The organism is Ruegeria sp. BI12 (assembly GCF_056537985.1).
In genome coordinates, this window is record NZ_JBQFSL010000002.1 from 607,498 (window position 1) to 625,019 (window position 17,522).

Genomic DNA, 17,522 nt, shown 5'->3' on the forward strand with positions numbered 1-17,522 from the left:
TGCAGCTACCAGTCAATGCGCTCATTGGCTTCGGTCTCAATACACGATATCTCAGAGCCCGGGCAATTCAACACCGCCTCTGCCATGACATCGCCGTCGTTTTCGGCATCGCTTTGCGTCAGTTCCACGTGCCAGGGCCCGGGCGTTTCGACCTGCATTGTCGCCCCAAGCGTTTCAGGCAGATCAGCGCTGGTGCCCTTTGCGGCCCCATCGGTCGGCCCGTTTTCCAGCGCAAATGGAAACTCTGAAGTTAATTGCGCGCCATTAAACCCGGTATCCGCCACCAGAATATCCCCTTCGATTGCGCCTTCGAAACCCGGCGGCGGAGATATCTGCAGGTAATCGAGGTCCCAGCCGGAAAGATCCGCAGGTCCGCCATCCGTCATCACTGCATCCTTACCGCTGATCAGCAGCGTATTTGGCGGCAAACCTTCCAGTGAGACCAATGCCTGATCACTTGCATGGTCCAGTTGGATTCCCAACTCAAATGTTCCGGTTTCGTCGGCTGTCGGTTGTGGGTCTGCCTGCAAAAGCTCGCGCCCAGTTGTGTCCGGCCCGTCCCATTCCAATTTCAACCCAGCATGGCCGTAGTTTTCAAAATACCGGACTTCGATGTCATAGGTGCCCGCGTCCAGATCGATTTCTCCGGACCGCGTTCGAAACCCATGCAGACCATCATTGTTCACGATCTTTGCACCGTTGACAAAGACCGCGACACCATCGTCCGCACCAGCAAAAAACGTGTAGGTACCGCCTTCTTCTATGGTGATTTTACCTTCGAGCTTTGTTCCAAACGTGTCCCTTGAGCCGCCTTCCCAAAACGAGCTCCGACTGTTTTCATAGTTGATTTCAGGCACAAATTCCTGGTGGGAGGGTTCCGCGGACCAGTCAATATCGTCCAACTTCGACAACCTGTTGTCCATGTCGAAATAGCTGGCATGAAATCCGCCCACTATCTTCGCCTCAGGCGGCGTCAGGTCAGCCGCAGCAACTTCGAACGTCAGGCTTTGCACGCCGTCGTTACTGCTGTTCTCTCCGGTTGGCGTAGAATGACGCAGGGCCGCTTCAACCGTTCCTTGAAATTCTGACGGCGTAGTAATGGTGAACATCCCACCTTGCCAGCCATCCAGCGCTGCCATCCCGTCCACGTTAGCCGTGAACGTAGCGCCACCGGCCTCGACAATTGTTCCAGCTGGCAATCCTGTCAGTTCGAATGCGGTTTTATCGGTGACGGCAAGTGGTCCCATATCCACATCGATCGCCAGCGGCATGCCGGATACGGTCTGTGCTTCGGATAGGTCTGGCGCCGTGACCATTTCTCTCCCGTCCAGACCGGGGCCTTCCCATTCAAGCTTCAGTCCCGCCCGCCCGTAATTTTCGAAGTAACGGATTTCGATCGAATGCGTCCCCGGTTCCAACTCAATTTCACCGGTTCGTGTCCGAAATCCGTGAAGGCCGTCGTTATCAACGATCGGTTTTCCGTTGATCACCAACATCGCGCCATCATCGGCACCCAAAAAGAAGGTGAATGCTCCGCCTTCCTCGACCTCGATATTGCCATTGATCTGCACGCCGAAAGTGTCTTTTGAGCCTTCATCCCAGAATGAGTCTCGAGCGTTGGCGTAGTTGATTTCAGAAGTAACTTCCTCATGCGTTGGATCGGCTATCCAGTTGATATCATCCAGCTTTGAAAGGCGCTGATCAACATCGAAGTATTTGGCATGAAAACCTGACGAAAACGTCATCTCGGCAGTATCGGTCACGTTTACTGTAAAGTTTTCGGTCTGACGCAACCCGCCTTCGTCAATCACCGATACATCAACGGTGACGGATGTCGCCTCTTCATAGTCCAACGCAACGCCGGGCTTTAGGCGCAATTGATTGTCGACGACTTCGAACCGGTCATCCGAGATTTCGAACCGATGAGTGTCGTGCTGATCCGGGTCATCGAAACTGAGTTGACCCACAACAGCACCATCGACATTTTCAGCCACCGTCTGCTCGGCGCTGGTCAACGTGATGTTATCGACTAACGCACCATAGGTATCGTTCTGGCCCTCAGGTTCGCGCAGTTCCAGCGTGTCCTGACCTGTTCCAACGACCTGCAGCTGGAATGTCTCCCAATCAGCGGATTGCGGATCCAGCTCAGCGATCAGATTACCGTTCCATAAGACCTCGACAGTATCGGTTCCGCCTGCGAGACGCTCACGCAGGTCGATCCCCAGGTCATAAAGCTGACCGGCTTCTGTTTGGATGACCTGAGAAATGCTGTCGATACCTCGACCATGATCCATCTCAAGCAACTGATCGCCATCGGACGCTTTTATGCCGCCGAGATGATCCCAGATTTCCAGTCCATGCGCGTCCTGCCAGGACCCGCTTTCATCCGCACCGAAGCCTTTCCACTTGCCTTTGTTCAGGTCAAACTCTTCGAAGCTACCATTCTGGATTAGGTTTTCGGCACTGTTGTTCAATGCCAGACCCGTCGGACCCTCGTTCATATCCTGAACGTCCACATTGAAGCGCTCTGTCAGAGAGATCCCGCCAGCGTCCGTGACCTCAACGTTAACTTCAATGAGTTCCGTTTCTTCATGGTCCAGCGAAATTCCGGGTTTCAGCCGCAACTTGCCATCCAAGATTTCAAATCGGTCGTCTGAGACTGCAAAGCTATGCTTGTCCGAGGCATCCGGATCCACAACGGAAATGTTCCCGATCACCGCACCTTCAGCGTTCTCGGCAACAGTGAAGTTGTCCAACGCCAGACCCGTCGGACCCTCGTTCATGTCCTGAACGTCGATGTTGAAGCGCTCTGTCAGAGAGACCCCGCTAGCGTTCGTGACAGTGACGTCGACCTCGATGAGTTCCGCTTTTTCATGGTCCAGCGAAATGTCAGGTTTCAGCTGCAACTTGCCATCCACGATTTCAAATCGGTCATCTGAGACATCGAAGCTGTGAGTGTCAGAGGTATTCGGATCCCCAACGGAGATGTTCCCGATCACCGCACCCTCAGCGTTCTCAGCGATAGAAGAATTGTCCAAAGTGATCGCTTGCGGCGCGCTGTTTTCCGGCCGTGTGTCTGGTGATGCTATCTCGGTTGCATCCATATCGGACAATTCGAGCAAATCTGGACGAGAAGCGGGCCCGGTGGCGTTTGTTTTGTCCACACTTTCGATCGTTTGGGAAGTTGAGATCGCAGTTCTGAATGTTTCCGCCGCAGCGGTATTTTCGAAACTTCCCTTTTCGTCTGCCTCGCCAATCTGGGCCGTCCTGCCATTCGCCTTATTCGTTGAAGTATGCAGAGTGGTGACGGTGTTAGCGCCTGTCTCACTGCTGGATTGTTGCTGATGAACTGTTTGAGGGCTCAGCTGGTCGGGCGCCCCCTCACTCAGAGCTTTTCTGTCCAACGTACCAGAGAATTGTCGGCCTGTGTGCAATGTACTACGCGTGGGATCTTCACTTGGTCCGGTTGCATTGCGGGAAAGATGAGAGGCGATTTCCTGCTTTTCGTCCATAGCCGCCCGCGCGGACTTTGCGTGAAAATCCAGGTTGTTTTCCAGTTTACCCATGACACAAATCCCCAAACAGCAGCTGATTCACAATATTTGGTAGCATGCGTTCGCCTAATGGGGGCAATTAAGCGATTAAATTTAAAGGAAGTTTTTAAAAATCACTGGCCATCGGGTTTACGAGTTTTAAAGGTCAACCGGCCACTCCTGCAAAAAAGACCAAGGGGTGTGAACCATCATGGAACCGCGTGGATTTGTCGGTCGTATCTCGGCACAGCATTTTGACATCCCGCTTTGGGTTGCCTCCCTGACTATGAATATTCTGTCTTTGCTGATGCCGATATCCATCCTGCTGATATTCGACCGTGTCATTCCGTTCCAGTCTAACGAAACCCTTCGTATTTTGACCGTTGTGCTGGTGATCGGTGCAGGCATGGAATTGTTGTTGCGGCACTGCCGTGCCGTCCTCTTGACGACCACGGCCGAAGGGGCAGCCATTTGGAACTATCGCCGCTTTTTGACCAAAGTGTTGAACGCGAATTCTTTGGCCTTCTCGCGCGAGCCTGTGAGCAATTATTCCGAACGCTACGCAGCTATTGGCCAGTTACGGGACTACCATTCAGGGCAGGAGCAAACGCTTTCGATTGATCTCCCGTTTACGGTCTTGTTCGCAATTCTGATCGCGTTAATCGGGGGGTGGGTGGTCTTGGTGCCGCTGGCTGCATTCTGCGTCGTTATCGTTTTTGCAACTGTCATGAAGCGGGGGCAGTGGGCTCTGTTTAAGCGCCGCAAATCCTTGGATACACGCCGGTACGCATTTTTGTCTGAGATCTTGTCCGACATGCCCACGGTCAAGGCAAACCGGATGGAGCCACAAATGGCCCGCCGCTTTGAACTCCTTGAGGATCAGACCGTCGATATCAGCAGAAAATTGATTCAATTCGCAGGTTTTTCGCAAAGCTTCGGAGCCATTTTTTCTCAGATGGCTGTCGCTGCAATGGGATTGGTGGGGGCCTATCTGGTGATCATCGACCTGATCGGTGTCGCCGAATTGGCCGCCTGCATGTTGTTGAATGGCCGGATTATTCAACCTCTGACCAAACTCATGGCGATGTGGGTTCAGTCTGAAAACTCAAGCCTTGCAAGGGCACGTCTGACCGAAATGGAGAAGATTGAAACTGGTCAATGCGCGAGACTTTACAACTATCAAATGGGTCAGATCAAAGCGTCCGGTATGTCCATTCATCGGGCGAAAGAAGAAGGCTTTGCTCCAGTAAGCTTTCAGGTGGACCAAGGACAGGGCGTATTGATCGAACCCGAAGCAAGCTGGATGGCCGAAGCGTTCTTTGACGCATTGACGGGGCAACGTGAGCCTGATGAGGGTGGGTTGTTCATTGATGACGCGCCAGCCTCGCAGCTGATTGGATGGCGCGGGCACGACGCGCTGGTCGCGTTGGAAACCGACCCTGCGATCCTGTCGGGGACAATTCTTGAAAACATCAGCGCCTTCGGCGACGCAGCCACGGTTGATCGTGCCAAACAGGTTGCCGTCGCACTTGGGTTAGAGAACCGGATTCACCGCTTGCCCATGGGCTATGCGACCCTACTCAACACCGGAACCGGCTTTGAGGCCGATCCAGTGAACCGGCACCTCATAGCATTGACACGAGCCTTGGCACTGCAGCCGCGGGTGCTTTTGATGAATGAACCGACAGCGGTTCTTGATACCAAGGAGCGTCAGGCGTTAGCTGATTACCTCCAATCTGTTTCACCCAGACCCACGATACTTATGGCCAGCCTGGACCCTCGGTTGAGGCAGCTAACGGACAAGTGCGTTCGCCTGCGTACTTCAAACGCCCTGGATTTGGCAGCGTGGGCAGTGGACGCAAATCTTGAACGCGCGGCGGCGGTGGCTTGGAAAAGAGGTGCCGCATGACCGTAATGAATACTCAGATGGCAAGCGGCTTGCTGTTTAAGCTGTTATTGACTGGTGGCTGGCGCAATACTGAAGACAGACTGCTTGAGGCGTTTCCGCACACCCTGGATCAACTCCGTCCGGGCGACATTTTTGAGACGCTGGATAACCTCGATATTCCTTACACGCAGATCAGATGTCGTGAACACGAGATCACCAACCACGAATGCCCGGCGTTGATCATACCGGACAATGGTGCATGCTACCTGGCGTTTAGCCAGTCAGGCGAAACACTGCAGATCAGCGACGATCAGAACCCGGATTTGAGGCACCTCCGGCCTCGTCGTCAATGGTGCACGGTTATCCGGATCGACCGTTTCACGCATCACCGAGCTGACCGACGGTTCACGAGTGTCCGCTCTGCCTTTGCAGAGTTGGGTCCGATGTTACCCTGGCTATTCACCGCCTCATTGCTGTCAAACATTCTAGGGCTTATGGCGCCCCTGTTGATCATGGGTATCTATGAGTGGGTGATCCCGTCAGGTTCCGTCAGTTTGTTAATGTCTTTGATGATCGGTGTCGTGATCGTCGGGGCGTCGGACCTGTGCTTTCGCCATGCACGCACGCGAGCGCTCGCATATGTAGGCTGGCGTGGCGAGAGGCAATTGATGATTGCGCTGTTTCGCAAGCTGATGTCTCTACCGCTGAGCCAACTCCGGAAGGCGGATGTAAGTCAACAGCTATCGCGCTTTCGCCAATTTGAATCTTTGCGCGATGCGTTCACCGGGCAGATTATGACGACCCTTCTGGATCTTCCCTTCGTGGTGATCTTCTTTGCGGTTCTTGCATATCTCGCACCGCAGGTCGGGCTGCTGACACTCGGGTTGGCTGCGATATTGGTCTTGCTCGGCGCAGTTATCATCCCGCACCAAAAACGGCTGGATCAAAAAGCGGCCGACGCCGGCGCGGCAAGCCAGTCAGCCGTTCAGGACGCTATTGTGCATCAGCGTGCCATTGCCGGTCTTGGTATGCAAAAGCAATGGCTGTATCGTTGTATGCCTCTTGCAGAGCGAGCAGAAGCAGCAGCGCGCCGCAGCCGTCAATTTCAGGCGCTTGCGCAGTCATTGGCTCAGTCAGTTACGGCACTTGCCACGATGGGGGCCATAATCTTGTGCGCGCATGGCGCATTGCGCGGCGATATCAGCTTTGGAGCGTTAATTGCCTCGATTGCCTTGGTGTCCAAAATTCTCGCGCCAATTCAGTCTCTGTACTCCAGCTTCCCCCAGTTGCTGTCTTTCCGAAACAGTCGACGTCAGGCAGACCGGGTCCTTGATCTTGGCGAAGAGGTCGAGGTGGGGCTGGAGCAAACGCACCAAAAGACGCTTACTGGCGCGATTGCACTTTCTTCAGTCACTTACCGGCCAGACCCTTTGAATGCGCCAGTCCTTTCGCAAGCCAGTTTCAATTGTGACCCAGGCGAAGTGGTTTTGATCATGGGAAGCGATGCGGCCGGTCGTACTGCCGTGCTGGATCTGATCGACGGGTTCTATTCACCTTTGGCCGGTACGATTGAACATGACGGCATCGACATTCGCCAGATAGCTCGGGACGAGTTGCGGAAAACCATATCTTACGCGACCTACGACACTTCTTTGTTCTACGGCACCGTTGCCCAGAATTTTCGACTGGCTTCACCGTCTCTTACTGACGACAGCATAATGAGTGCTTTGGCTGATATGGATTTGTTGGATGACCAAAGCCTTCTGCCAAAAGGCATTGACACCCGGCTAACGGATGTTGATTTGGCGCAGATGCCTTCGGCAACGTTGAAGTCACTAGCCCTTGCACGCAGTATGGCGCGCCCTTCCTCGATCTATTTGTTTTCTGAGCCAACCAACGGTCTGTCTAACCATCGCCGGGTGTGTTTCAAAAATTGGATCCGCACGCAGCAGGGGCGTAGTACTTTGGTCATCGCTTCTGCTGATCGTTCCTTCATGCAAATAGCTGACCGGTTCATCTTTCTGAATGGCGACAGGGTCGTCGTGAACAGCACAGGTGATGCCGGTCGCAAGAAACTTCAGGTCGTATTGAAAACGCTTGGGAGGGCATAGTGGGCACAGCTTCTAAGAAAACTAGCGAATCCGGTCCGATGGGTCGCGCAAACTGGAGTCGTCGAATGAGGCGGCCCCGGTTTGCGGCATTCCTCTCGCTTGCGGTTTCGACCATGGTCGTGTGTCTTGTGGTTCTGGCGGGGCAAACTGCCGTTCCCCAAATCACCCGCGCCCCAGGGACTATCCTGCCTGTTGGCGCATATCCACAAATTGAAACGATGCCGGGCGGTATTGTCAGAGCCGTTCATGTCCGCGATGGCCAATTGGTTGAGGCCGGGGATTTGCTGGTTGAGCTTCAACACCCGGATCTGACTCGGGAAAGGGATGTCACATCTGGCCAGCTTGCCGCGGTTCAGAGAGACCTAGCCACAGTGGCTGCTGTACTGGCGGTGCTGGATCAGGAGGCTCTACCTGAAAGGTCGGAGATAGCCGCGCTTAATAGCAAAGGCCTGGTCGCCGCTGCTGCAAGGCTGAAACTTTACGCGGAAAGCCAACGCATTCAGTCGGCATCGATCGAACAGCAAGAAAAAACATTGGATCTTCTGGCACGGGCCGCGCATTTCGCTCAGGATCGTGTCCGAAAGAAAGAAGAGATTCTGGAAAGATACGCGCAACTGCGGGCGCAAGGTTTAAAGTCTCTGAGCGATTTCCTTGAGGAAGAGGATGAAGTGGATGTGGTGCGCGCAGCGGCTTCTGACGCTCAGGTCCGTCTGGCGGAAGCCCAGAGTGCGCTGATGTTAACACGCGCAGCCAAAGCCGAAGAAACACTTGCCCTGCGAGATGAGCTGCTGACCCGTCGGGCCGAACTTGAGCAAAAGCGTGCGGAATTAGAAGTTTCACTGGATGTCGTGAACTCAAAATTGGCTGCATTGCGTATTTCGGCCCCGGCACGTGGAATTGTTCAGGCAATAACGTATCCAAACCCGGGGGAAGTCATAGCGCCCGGCGAGGTGATCTTTGAAATTTTGCCGACTCGCCAGGCCTTGATCGTTGAAGCACGTATCGCAAATTCCGAGATTGGCCATGTTGAGGTTGATCAGCCGGCTTCAGTAAGCGTAGACACGTTCGATGCGCGTCGTTTCGGAAAGGTCGAAGGACGCCTGCTATCCATCTACCCTGTGGCTCAGACGGATGAACAAAACGGTGAAACCTATTTCAGAGCTTCGTTTGAGCTGACCGAAGCGAAGGTCGGCACGGGTCCGTGGGAGCGTCCGCTTCAGGCCGGGATGACTGTTGTTGCAGAGATGACAACGGGCGAACAGACACTACTATCCTACCTGTTTAAACCGATTCAGATGACAATGGAACGCGCATTCAGTGAACGCTAGCTTGCGCCTAAGGAGCGATCTCACACCATCCCTTCTGCAGCAATCGCGGAACCATCCCCGTGCATTCGAATAGTCAGTACAGCAGATTGAGCATGAGGAGAGACACAACAAGAAACAAAATGGTCATAACCCCGCCTGAGCGCACGAAGTCCATCACCTTGTACCCTGCAGGACCCATGATCAGGGCGTTTACCTGATGAGTTGGGATAATGAAGCTGTTCGAGGTTGATATGGCTACCGTCAAAGCAAAGACAGCTGGATTACCGCCAGCTGCCACTGCAATTGAAACGGCCAATGGCACTAGCAGAACGGTGGCGCCGACATTGGACATCACCAACGAAAATGCTGTCGCCAAAACCGCAACTCCTGCCTGAAGGGACCAGATCGGCCATCCATCCAGAATGATCATGATTTGCTGCGCGATCCACGCTGCCGTGCCGGTATTCTGAACGGCCTGACCTAATGGAATAAGACATGCGAGCAGAAAGACCGTATTCCACCCAACGGCGCGGTAGGCTTCGTCAACGCTCAGCACTCGAGACAACATCATTCCCGCGGCTCCCGTCAAAAGACAGAGGGACAGGCGAATGTCGGTGAACAGGATCATCGACAGGGAAATGGCAAAAAATGCCAGCGCCCAACCGACCTTTTGTGGGCGAAGCTCGTCTTGGGGGAAGTCGGTGGTCACGACCACAAAGTCGGGGTCGCGCTTGATCCGCATCAGGTTGTCCCAGCGGGTATGGGCGACTAACATGTCGCCTGCGTGGAACTCCTCAAGCCCGATTTGAGTGGACTCGTGCGTGTCGGATTCAACATGGCTGAGCGTTTCCTCTCCGCGGTGGATGGCAAGCAACGACATGCCATACGTCTTGCGAAACAGAAGCTCACGAGGGCATTTTCCAATCAGCTTGCTGTCCGGTGTCACAACAACTTCGGCGATTCCGGCATTGGTTGGAGCGAACTCTTCGACAAAAATGTCGAGCTCTGGAAGAACGGTCAGCCCGTATTTGTCGGCGAATTCTTCAACGACCCAACGCCGGCCGATAATCGCCAACCGACATGGTGCTGCAATTTCAGCCGTCAAGACCTGAACCATCGAGGTCTTTCCGCGATAGAATGTGGAGATGATGTACAGGTGGTTTTCGTGGTTTATGTCAGCCAATATCTGCCCAACCAACGGGCTTTCGGCTGGCACAATTACTTCAAAAACATCCGCTTTCAGGCCATAGACCCGTTGCAGATACTCCTGTGTTCCCTGTCCTGTTCCCGTGTTCTCGGATCCCTCATCACCCGGTAAAACCCAACGACCGAGCAGAAGAAAATAGGCGATACCGGTCAGAATCAGAACAACCCCGATCGGCGTTACAGAGAACAGGCCAAATTGCGCCATTTGTTGACTTTCGGGCAGGCCGTTGTTTGCAGTCTGGATCAGATCGTTCAACAGAATAAGCGGCGAAGAACCGACCATCGTCATTGTGCCACCAAGGATGGCGCAGAACCCCATAGGCATCAGCAAGCGCGAAAGCGGGATGCCTGACCGAGAGGATATTCGACTGACGACCGGAAGGAACAGGGCGGCGGCTCCAACGTTTTGCATGAACGATGAAATAACACCGACAGTGCCTGAAATAATGGGCAGCACACGTTTCTCTGATGTACCGCCGTACTTCAGAATAACGGCGGCTACTTTGTTCATTATGCCGGTCTTGTCGAGGCCCGCGCCAACAATCATGACGGCGATAATCGAAATCACCGCGTTGGATGCGAAACCATCAAAAAGGTGCGGCACGTTGGCGAGGTTTTCGAGCCCAGGCACGTAACTGAGCAGGCCGATAATGACCAATACAAGTATGGCAGAAAGGTCAATTCTAACGATTTCAGATACAAAGAGAAAAACGGTGAAAGCAAGAAGGGCGCAAACGACACCCATCTCAAAATTAAAGGCCACCTGTTCCACAAACGTCACCAGGAATATGTTCTTACATTAAAAGAACATCTAACCCATCGTAGAATGGTTGTCATGATGTTTCAAAATATTGAATGTAAGCGAAACAAAATTACGAACACAGCGAAGGCGTAGCGTAAGGGCCTTTGATTGTTCAATCAGGCTTGGCCCTCACAAAATCACGTTTCGAGTGGGTTAACCACGCCCACGGTAAGGCGGTACACCTTGGTCTGGGATCCATACCCCTTCGGGCAGCGGCCCAGTTTGCCAGAACACGTCGATCGGAATGCCTCCACGCGGATACCAGTAACCTCCGATGCGTAGCCACCTTGGTTCCAGAAACTCCTGCAGGCGGCGGGCAATCGAGATGGTGCAATCTTCGTGAAAGGCGCCGTGATTGCGGAAAGAGCCGAGAAACAGTTTTAGCGCCTTGCTTTCCACCAACCATTGATCAGGTACGTAATCAATCACCAGATGGGCAAAATCCGGCTGGCCCGTCATCGGGCACAGCGAGGTGAACTCGGGTGCCGTAAAGCGCACATTGTAGTCCACATCAGCCTGCGGATTTTGTACGCGTTCCAGAACTGCCTGTTCCGGACTCGCTGGAATTTTGGTGTCTCCGCCCAACTGGGTGAGGTTGCTGTAGATACTATCAGTCATGTTATGCTCCTGCGGTCAGACGCCGCGTTTATTGCCCCAGATCATCACATGCAGCTGCGGCAGAATGCGGGGTGCGAACCACCCGGCATTTAGAGTCTTATCGATCAGCCATTCCATACGGCTGGTGGCTTTGGTCAAATCAACCGGGCTGGTCGGGTCGGTTTCCGGGTTGCCGGGTTGAAGGTAAAGGGGAAGGTCCGGATACCGGTTCGCAACGCTTTGTGCCCAACAGAAATCCGTATCGTCAAAGATCACGATCTTTAGGACAGTTTGCGCAGGGCGTACGTCGAGGCACGCCTCAAACGCGGTCCAATCCATATCCTCGCCACTGCTGGGCGGTTTTGGGCTGAGAACCAGCATGGCGAGGTCGGCAAACCACTGCTTCGCGATCGAACCTTGGGTTTCGCACGCAAAGGCATAACCTTCAGCCACGCCCTGCCGGATCAGGGGGCCAAAGTCCTGAATGGCAGGATTGCCACCAGACAAGGACACGGTCAGAGGCCGTCGACCTGATAAACGCTGGACCTCGGACCAAACAGCCTCGGTCTCCATCGGCGTCCAATCTTGGCGATAGGCGCTGTCGACGGCGTGCAGGCTGTCACACCAATTGCATCGGAAATCGCACCCCCCAGACCGTACAAACACTGTCGGTTGACCGATCAGCGCGCCTTCACCCTGCACTGTAGGGCCGAAAATCTCGGATATCCTTAACGTCATGGGCGATACTCGGCCCAAGTCTTGGGTGTCTCGGACACTTTCACCGCTGCGGTTTCCGGCCAGCGGGCTGCACACCAGTCAAAGAAATGGCGCGCTAGGTTTTCGGCAGTCGAAACGACGTTCAGCACACTGTTCAGGTGCCGGTGGTCAAATTCGTCGTCGATATAGGTCTTAAGCGGTTTCAGCTCGTGGTAATCCCGCACGAACCCATCCGTGTTCAATTCGCGTCCGGCCAATTCGACCACGACAATATAGTTATGGCCGTGCATCCGGGCACATTGGTGATCATCAGGCAAGTGGGTCAGCTGATGTGAGGCGGAAAAGTGAAACTCTTTTGTAATCCGGTACATCAGACACTTGCTCCTGCGATGGCTGATTTCCAGAACTCGGTGTCGTCGTATTTGGTTGGGTCCGGCACTCCGGCCAGCTCGAACGCCTCGCGCCGTTCAACGCATGTTCCGCATCGGCCGCAATGCTGGTCACCGCCTTTGTAGCAGGACCATGTCTGATCGAACGGAGTGTCCACGCGCGCGCCTTCTCGGACAATGTCGGCTTTGCTTCGGTGCACGAACGGCACATGCAGCGCGACCTCGGCATAGCCGTCCAGCGCTGCGCGTTGCATGGTGTCGAACGCATCGGTGAATGTGGGGCGGCAATCGGGATAGATGAAGTGGTCCCCGCCATGTACGGCAGCAGCCACCGCATCATCCCCCTGCGCTGCTGCCACACCATAAGCGATGGTCAGCATGATCGCGTTGCGATTGGGAACAACCGTCACCTTCATCGTTTCTTCCGCGTAATGGCCATCAGGTACGTCCACGTCGTCGGTCAGGGCCGAACCCGTCAGCGATGCACCTACGGAACGCAGGTCAATCACGTGATGGGGCACGTCCAGCCGCTGCGCGCAGAGGGCAGCGAAGGTCAGTTCTTTGGTGTGGCGTTGGCCATAGTCGAAAGACACAAGCCGCGAGAGGTTTCCTTCCGCGGCCAACACATGGGCAAGCGACACGGAATCCAGTCCGCCGGAGCAGACCAATGTAGTATTCATGTTTTCAGTCCTTGTTTTGATAGCCGGGTAGGCTGCGACCGGCGGGCTGGACGCTTACGGGTTTTTACCGGTAAGCGCAATGCACGACTTTGTGGATTCGAACGGCCGTTGCTCTCCCTAAGGATCGGGGAAGCGCGGCGGCAAAAGTCCGGCTTGAAACCAACTGACCAACGTCACGATCGAAAAGACGGGCAATCCCGTGGCGCGCTGAATATCTGACGCGTAAGGGCACATATTCGTGCATTCCAGAACAATTGCGCCAAGGTCAGGGTTTTGAGACTGCAACGCGAGCGCTGCATCAACATTGTCTGCACGCGCCTTTTCGACATCCAGGCTAGGTTCGTTCCCCAGTATTGCGCGAGTGAATTCGCGCCCGCCTTCGGTGGTGCCAATGGGTGTGTCGTCCGGAACGTGGGCGCTTTGCAGGTGATCGTTGGTCAGTGTGGATGCCGATATGGTCAGAATTCCGGCGCGTTTACCGGCGGGAAGAACTCGATTCACCATTTCGACCTGCATCAACGAGGATGTCACAACCGGGACTGGCACAGCCTCGGACAGTTCTTTCTGAAACAGAGACAGAAACCCGCAATTCGTGGTGATGCCATCCGCGCCATCCTTGACCAGTTCACGCGCTGCTTCAACGAAGGCGTCCAACATGCCGTCAGCTCGGCGCCGAACCACCCGATCTGGTGAAGCATCCCGAACGATGCGATAAAGCACCGGAAACGGCCATGTCACCGCATTGCCCATATCTCCGGGTATGCGCGGGAACTGAGCGTCCAGCATAAGAATGCCGACCGACGCTCCGTAAATGGATTTTCCGCCTTGGGCGATCATCCGTGCGTCTCCTCAATAACGCGCGCCGAGATTTCTTCGGGCCCTTCCATGTAGATGCTGGATATCCCGTGGCGCACCGATTCCTGAACCTGATCCATTCGCTTGGAAATGTGCGCACTCAACACGCGCGCTGCTTCGTCCGCGTCACGATCCATCAAAGCTTGCATGACCCTCTTATGCTCGCCTTTCGAGCGTTGGACGCGATCCAAGCTCATGGAAATCCAACGGATATAGCGGATGCGTTCGTTGATCCGGGTAAGGGTCTGAATCATTTCGTTGTTGCCCGAAAGTCTGGCGATGCCCAAATGAAAAGCCTCGTCCCTGCTAACGGCCTCTTCGACTGTCAGGCCGGTTATGTCGATGCCGGTCGAATAAAGCTCGTCACGTAGAGCTTTCAGATCTTCGTCTGACGCTTTGGCGCAGGCGCTGCGCGCTGCGGCGGATTCGATGATTTGGCGTAGTTCGAACAGGTCGAACACACTTTGCGCATCCAGCGGGCGACAGAAAAACCCCTGGCCGGGGCGAAAATCAAACAGGCGTTCCGCCACTAGCCTATTCAGCGCTTCGCGTAGGGGTGTACGGCTGACGCCCAATTCCTTCGACAGCGCCACTTCATTCAACCGATCACCTGGTCGCAGACGAAACGAGACGGCCATCGCCTTTACCTGATCATAGATGTCGTCAACGCGCGGACCCGCCATAAGTACTGCCTTTTCCAGTTTTTCAAGGCGTGACACAGGTCGCTCTTGAAATCAATATACAAAACTGTATACAGCGCTGTGTGCAATGTAAACCAAAGGAACCCAGCCATGACCGGGACGAACTATCTGACAGGAGCCGAAGCAATGGTGCGCATGTTGGAAGCACACGGTGTGAAACACATGTTCGGCCTGTGCGGCGATACAACGCTGCCATTCTATGACGCGTTGGCACGCATGGATCATGGCATTCAGCACATTCTGACGCGAGATGAGCGTCACGCGGCCTATATGGCCGACGGATATGCGCGCGTGACCGGAAAGCCGGGTGTTTGCGAGGGTCCGTCCGGTGGCGGTGCGACCTACATTCTGCCGGGCGTTGTTGAGGCCAGCGAAAGCTCGGTTCCTATTTTGGCGATCACCTCTGATGTGGCGACGACCAGTCGGGGAAAGTACCCGTTGACCGAGTTGGATCAGGCCGCGCTTTTCAAGCCACTGGCAAAGTGGAACACGTCCCTCGATGACGCCACGCGCCTGCCGGCAATGGTGCGCACGGCTTTTCGGGCAATGACGACCGGAACGCCAGGCGCGACACATCTGGCATTGCCCTTTGACACGCAAAAAGGGCAGGTGGACGAGGCTGAAATCTGGGCAGACACACGCCACCGCAGTTATCCTGCGGAACGCGCAGGGCCGGATCTGGACGCCATTGAAGCAGCTTCTGACCTCCTGATCAAAGCCAAATCGGCAGTCATCGTTTGTGGCGGCGGGCCGGTTCTTTCCGGCGCCGAGGGGGCGTTGCGTCGAGTCGCAGCTCTTTTGGATATCCCGATTGCAACAACGGTTTCCGGCCAAGGATCTATTGCGGAAACTGACCCGCTTGCCTTGGGCGTCGTTGGGTCGAACGGTGGTGTTCCGGCTACGCGCGCCGTTGTTGATCAGGCAGATGTTGTTGTATTTGTCGGATGCCGAGCGGGATCGGTGACGACCGAGCGCTGGCGCAGCCCCGGGCGGGACGCCACGATTATCCACATAGACAGCAATCCGATGGTGATCGGAGCGAATTATCAAACCGAAGTCGCCATCTGTGCCGACGCCCGTTTGGCACTTGAGGCATTGGCGCGATCGCTTGAGGCGCGGGGTGATTTGCCAGGTTTCGACGGTGCGGCACAGGCCCGTGCGGCTTGGGAGGCCAAGCTGGCCGCGTTTGTTCCGCTTGCGACCAGCCGCGAAACCCCGATCCGGCCAGAAGCAGTTATGGCAGCTCTTGCGGACATTTTGGACGACGACGCGATTGTCGTCGCTGATCCGGGCACCCCATGCCCCTACTTCAGTGCCCATTACCGCTGGCGTAAGCCGGGGCGCCATTTTATCACCAATCGGGCGCATGGTGCGCTGGGATATTCGCTGGGTGCTGCTATGGGGGCCCACGTGGGCCGACCGTCGGTGAAGACACTGTCTGTCATGGGGGATGGCTCTTTCGGCTTCACTTGCGGTGAGTTTGAAACGATGGTGCGGCACAAGATGCCCATTACCTCGATCGTATTCTCAAACTCGGTCTTTGGCTGGATCAAAGCCGGACAGGATGCGGGATTTAGTCAACGTTATTACAACGTGGACTTCAACCGAACCGATCACGCTGCGGTTGCTTCAGCGTTTGGCGTCAAATCTTGGACGGTGAAAGACCCGGGCGACCTGCGTCGTGTATTGAAACTGGCAGTTGAACACGATGGTCCGACGCTGGTCGACATTCACTCGCAGCCGCTTCACGAAGCGGCGGCACCGGTTTCGGAGTGGGTAGCGTAAGACGCGATTGATGGAGTCAACTGGGCCAAGAATTCCTGCGCAATCGTCGACAAAGGGCGCCCCTTTGCAGTGATAATCGCAAGGTCCAGCGTGACTGCAGGTTTGAAAGGGCGGGTTTGATACCCGCTCTCTCCATCGAAGGTAACGGTGAATGGGTCGATCATCGCGACACCCATGCCTTGTTTTACAAAGCTCAGCAGGTTTTCTGACAAATGCGTGTGAATTCGCGTTTGCCACGCGCGTCCGGCAACCTGAAAAATGTCGCGCGTCCGACGGTGGGTTTGATGTTCAGGGCCCATGACAATAAAGGGTTCGTTTTCCAATAACTCTGGTGTCAGAACGTCATGGGCGGCCAGATGGCTTCCCTCCGGGAATGTCGCCATCGTTTCAAAATGAAAGACCTGATAGTTCAGTGTGTCGTGTAGAATTGGCATCTCGACGATACCAATCTCGAACAGGCCAGAGATAACCCACTCCTGAATTTTCGACGAGTACTGGGACTGAAAACTGACGGACAGGTTGGGGCGCGATCTGGCAAAACGCGCAATCTCTTGGGGCATGAAGCCAAACGAGAGTAGATGAGGAGCGGCGACCTGCAATTGACCGGGGTGCTTGTTCTGTAGATCTGAGACAGCCTGCGCGACATGGTCCAGCCCACGAACGACTGTATCGACCTCACGATACAAAAGCTCGGCCTCTGGCGTCGGCAAAAGACGTCCTTTGTTGCGTTCAAACAAGGGCAGCCGAGCCTCCCGCTCCAGCTGAGCCAGAAGGTTGCTGATACCCGGCTGCGAGATTCCCAGCACAGAGGCGGCCGCTGTCACGGTTCCGGTTTCCATGATGGCATGGAACGCCTGCAACTGACGAAAACGCAAAGACACAGTCTACCTCATCATTTCTTATGATGGACTTATGAAAATATAGTATTTGAAATGATATATTGGTCAAGGC

The 17,522-nt window shown here is 54.9% G+C and carries 13 protein-coding genes; 4 read left to right on the forward strand and 9 right to left on the reverse strand.

Annotation, left to right across the window (positions count from 1 at the left end; genetic code table 11):
- Positions 1 to 5: 5 nt before the first annotated feature.
- Complete coding sequence (locus tag ACR0AK_RS15995; RefSeq protein ID WP_480794049.1) at positions 6 to 3,566, reverse strand: PA14 domain-containing protein; 3,561 nt, start codon at positions 3,564 to 3,566, stop codon at positions 6 to 8.
- A gap of 178 nt (positions 3,567 to 3,744) precedes the next feature.
- On the opposite strand from ACR0AK_RS15995, the gene ACR0AK_RS16000 reads away from it, so the two are divergent.
- The 3 genes from ACR0AK_RS16000 (at position 3,745) to ACR0AK_RS16010 (ending at position 8,860) form a co-directional block, all read left to right on the forward strand.
- Positions 3,745 to 5,442: an ABC transporter transmembrane domain-containing protein gene (locus ACR0AK_RS16000; RefSeq protein ID WP_480794050.1), complete on the forward strand. Its 1,698-nt coding sequence runs from the start codon at positions 3,745 to 3,747 to the stop codon at positions 5,440 to 5,442.
- On the forward strand, positions 5,439 to 7,532 hold the full coding sequence (locus ACR0AK_RS16005; protein WP_480794051.1) for a peptidase domain-containing ABC transporter: 2,094 nt from the start codon (positions 5,439 to 5,441) through the stop codon (positions 7,530 to 7,532). The genes ACR0AK_RS16000 and ACR0AK_RS16005 overlap by 4 nt, the downstream gene beginning before the upstream one ends.
- Positions 7,533 to 7,597: 65 nt before the next feature.
- Positions 7,598 to 8,860: an HlyD family type I secretion periplasmic adaptor subunit gene (locus ACR0AK_RS16010; protein WP_480794052.1), complete on the forward strand. Its 1,263-nt coding sequence runs from the start codon at positions 7,598 to 7,600 to the stop codon at positions 8,858 to 8,860.
- A 73-nt stretch (positions 8,861 to 8,933) separates the two neighbouring features.
- On the opposite strand, the gene ACR0AK_RS16015 is transcribed toward ACR0AK_RS16010, so the two are convergent.
- From ACR0AK_RS16015 to ACR0AK_RS16045, 7 genes are all read right to left on the reverse strand, one after another.
- Entirely contained in the window at positions 8,934 to 10,790 is a 1,857-nt protein-coding gene (locus ACR0AK_RS16015) for an SLC13 family permease (protein ID WP_170560759.1), read from the reverse strand.
- Between the two features lie 210 nt (positions 10,791 to 11,000).
- Positions 11,001 to 11,465 carry a preQ(1) synthase gene (gene queF, locus ACR0AK_RS16020; RefSeq protein ID WP_480794053.1) on the reverse strand — a complete coding sequence of 155 codons (465 nt, stop codon included), beginning with the start codon at positions 11,463 to 11,465 and terminating at the stop codon, positions 11,001 to 11,003.
- A 15-nt stretch (positions 11,466 to 11,480) separates the two neighbouring features.
- Positions 11,481 to 12,182, reverse strand: coding sequence for a 7-carboxy-7-deazaguanine synthase QueE (gene queE / locus ACR0AK_RS16025; protein WP_480794054.1), 702 nt, complete (start codon positions 12,180 to 12,182; stop codon positions 11,481 to 11,483).
- The gene (gene queD, locus ACR0AK_RS16030) at positions 12,179 to 12,532 is read right to left on the reverse strand and encodes a 6-carboxytetrahydropterin synthase QueD (protein ID WP_480794055.1); all 354 of its coding nucleotides are present in this window, start codon (positions 12,530 to 12,532) and stop codon (positions 12,179 to 12,181) included. Before queD ends, queE begins: the two co-directional genes overlap by 4 nt.
- Entirely contained in the window at positions 12,532 to 13,230 is a 699-nt protein-coding gene (queC, locus tag ACR0AK_RS16035) for a 7-cyano-7-deazaguanine synthase QueC (RefSeq protein ID WP_480794056.1), read from the reverse strand. Before queC ends, queD begins: the two co-directional genes overlap by 1 nt.
- Before the next feature lie 117 nt (positions 13,231 to 13,347).
- Positions 13,348 to 14,067 carry an aspartate/glutamate racemase family protein gene (locus tag ACR0AK_RS16040; RefSeq protein ID WP_480794057.1) on the reverse strand — a complete coding sequence of 240 codons (720 nt, stop codon included), beginning with the start codon at positions 14,065 to 14,067 and terminating at the stop codon, positions 13,348 to 13,350.
- Positions 14,064 to 14,804 (reverse strand): GntR family transcriptional regulator, encoded by a 741-nt coding sequence (locus tag ACR0AK_RS16045; RefSeq protein ID WP_480794058.1) that lies wholly within the window; start codon positions 14,802 to 14,804, stop codon positions 14,064 to 14,066. Before ACR0AK_RS16045 ends, ACR0AK_RS16040 begins: the two co-directional genes overlap by 4 nt.
- A 72-nt stretch (positions 14,805 to 14,876) precedes the next feature.
- Between ACR0AK_RS16045 and ACR0AK_RS16050 the strand changes: the two genes are divergently transcribed.
- Positions 14,877 to 16,571, forward strand: coding sequence for a thiamine pyrophosphate-binding protein (locus tag ACR0AK_RS16050; RefSeq protein WP_480794059.1), 1,695 nt, complete (start codon positions 14,877 to 14,879; stop codon positions 16,569 to 16,571).
- Here the strand turns inward: ACR0AK_RS16050 and ACR0AK_RS16055 are convergent.
- Positions 16,532 to 17,452, reverse strand: coding sequence for a LysR family transcriptional regulator (locus ACR0AK_RS16055; RefSeq protein WP_480794060.1), 921 nt, complete (start codon positions 17,450 to 17,452; stop codon positions 16,532 to 16,534). The genes ACR0AK_RS16050 and ACR0AK_RS16055 overlap by 40 nt on opposite strands.
- Between the last annotated feature and the right edge of the window lie 70 nt (positions 17,453 to 17,522).

Coding starts and splice junctions, on each gene's coding strand:
- ACR0AK_RS16000 (WP_480794050.1), top strand. CDS start 3,745: ATGGAACCGCGTGGATTTGTCGGTCGTATCTCGGCACAGCATTTTGAC.
- ACR0AK_RS16050 (WP_480794059.1), top strand. CDS start 14,877: ATGACCGGGACGAACTATCTGACAGGAGCCGAAGCAATGGTGCGCATG.
- queF (WP_480794053.1), bottom strand. CDS start 11,465: ATGACTGATAGTATCTACAGCAACCTCACCCAGTTGGGCGGAGACACC.
- queE (WP_480794054.1), bottom strand. CDS start 12,182: ATGACGTTAAGGATATCCGAGATTTTCGGCCCTACAGTGCAGGGTGAA.
- queD (WP_480794055.1), bottom strand. CDS start 12,532: ATGTACCGGATTACAAAAGAGTTTCACTTTTCCGCCTCACATCAGCTG.
- ACR0AK_RS16010 (WP_480794052.1), top strand. CDS start 7,598: ATGAGGCGGCCCCGGTTTGCGGCATTCCTCTCGCTTGCGGTTTCGACC.
- ACR0AK_RS16015 (WP_170560759.1), bottom strand. CDS start 10,790: ATGGGTGTCGTTTGCGCCCTTCTTGCTTTCACCGTTTTTCTCTTTGTA.
- queC (WP_480794056.1), bottom strand. CDS start 13,230: ATGAATACTACATTGGTCTGCTCCGGCGGACTGGATTCCGTGTCGCTT.
- ACR0AK_RS16005 (WP_480794051.1), top strand. CDS start 5,439: ATGACCGTAATGAATACTCAGATGGCAAGCGGCTTGCTGTTTAAGCTG.
- ACR0AK_RS15995 (WP_480794049.1), bottom strand. CDS start 3,566: ATGGGTAAACTGGAAAACAACCTGGATTTTCACGCAAAGTCCGCGCGG.
- ACR0AK_RS16040 (WP_480794057.1), bottom strand. CDS start 14,067: ATGATCGCCCAAGGCGGAAAATCCATTTACGGAGCGTCGGTCGGCATT.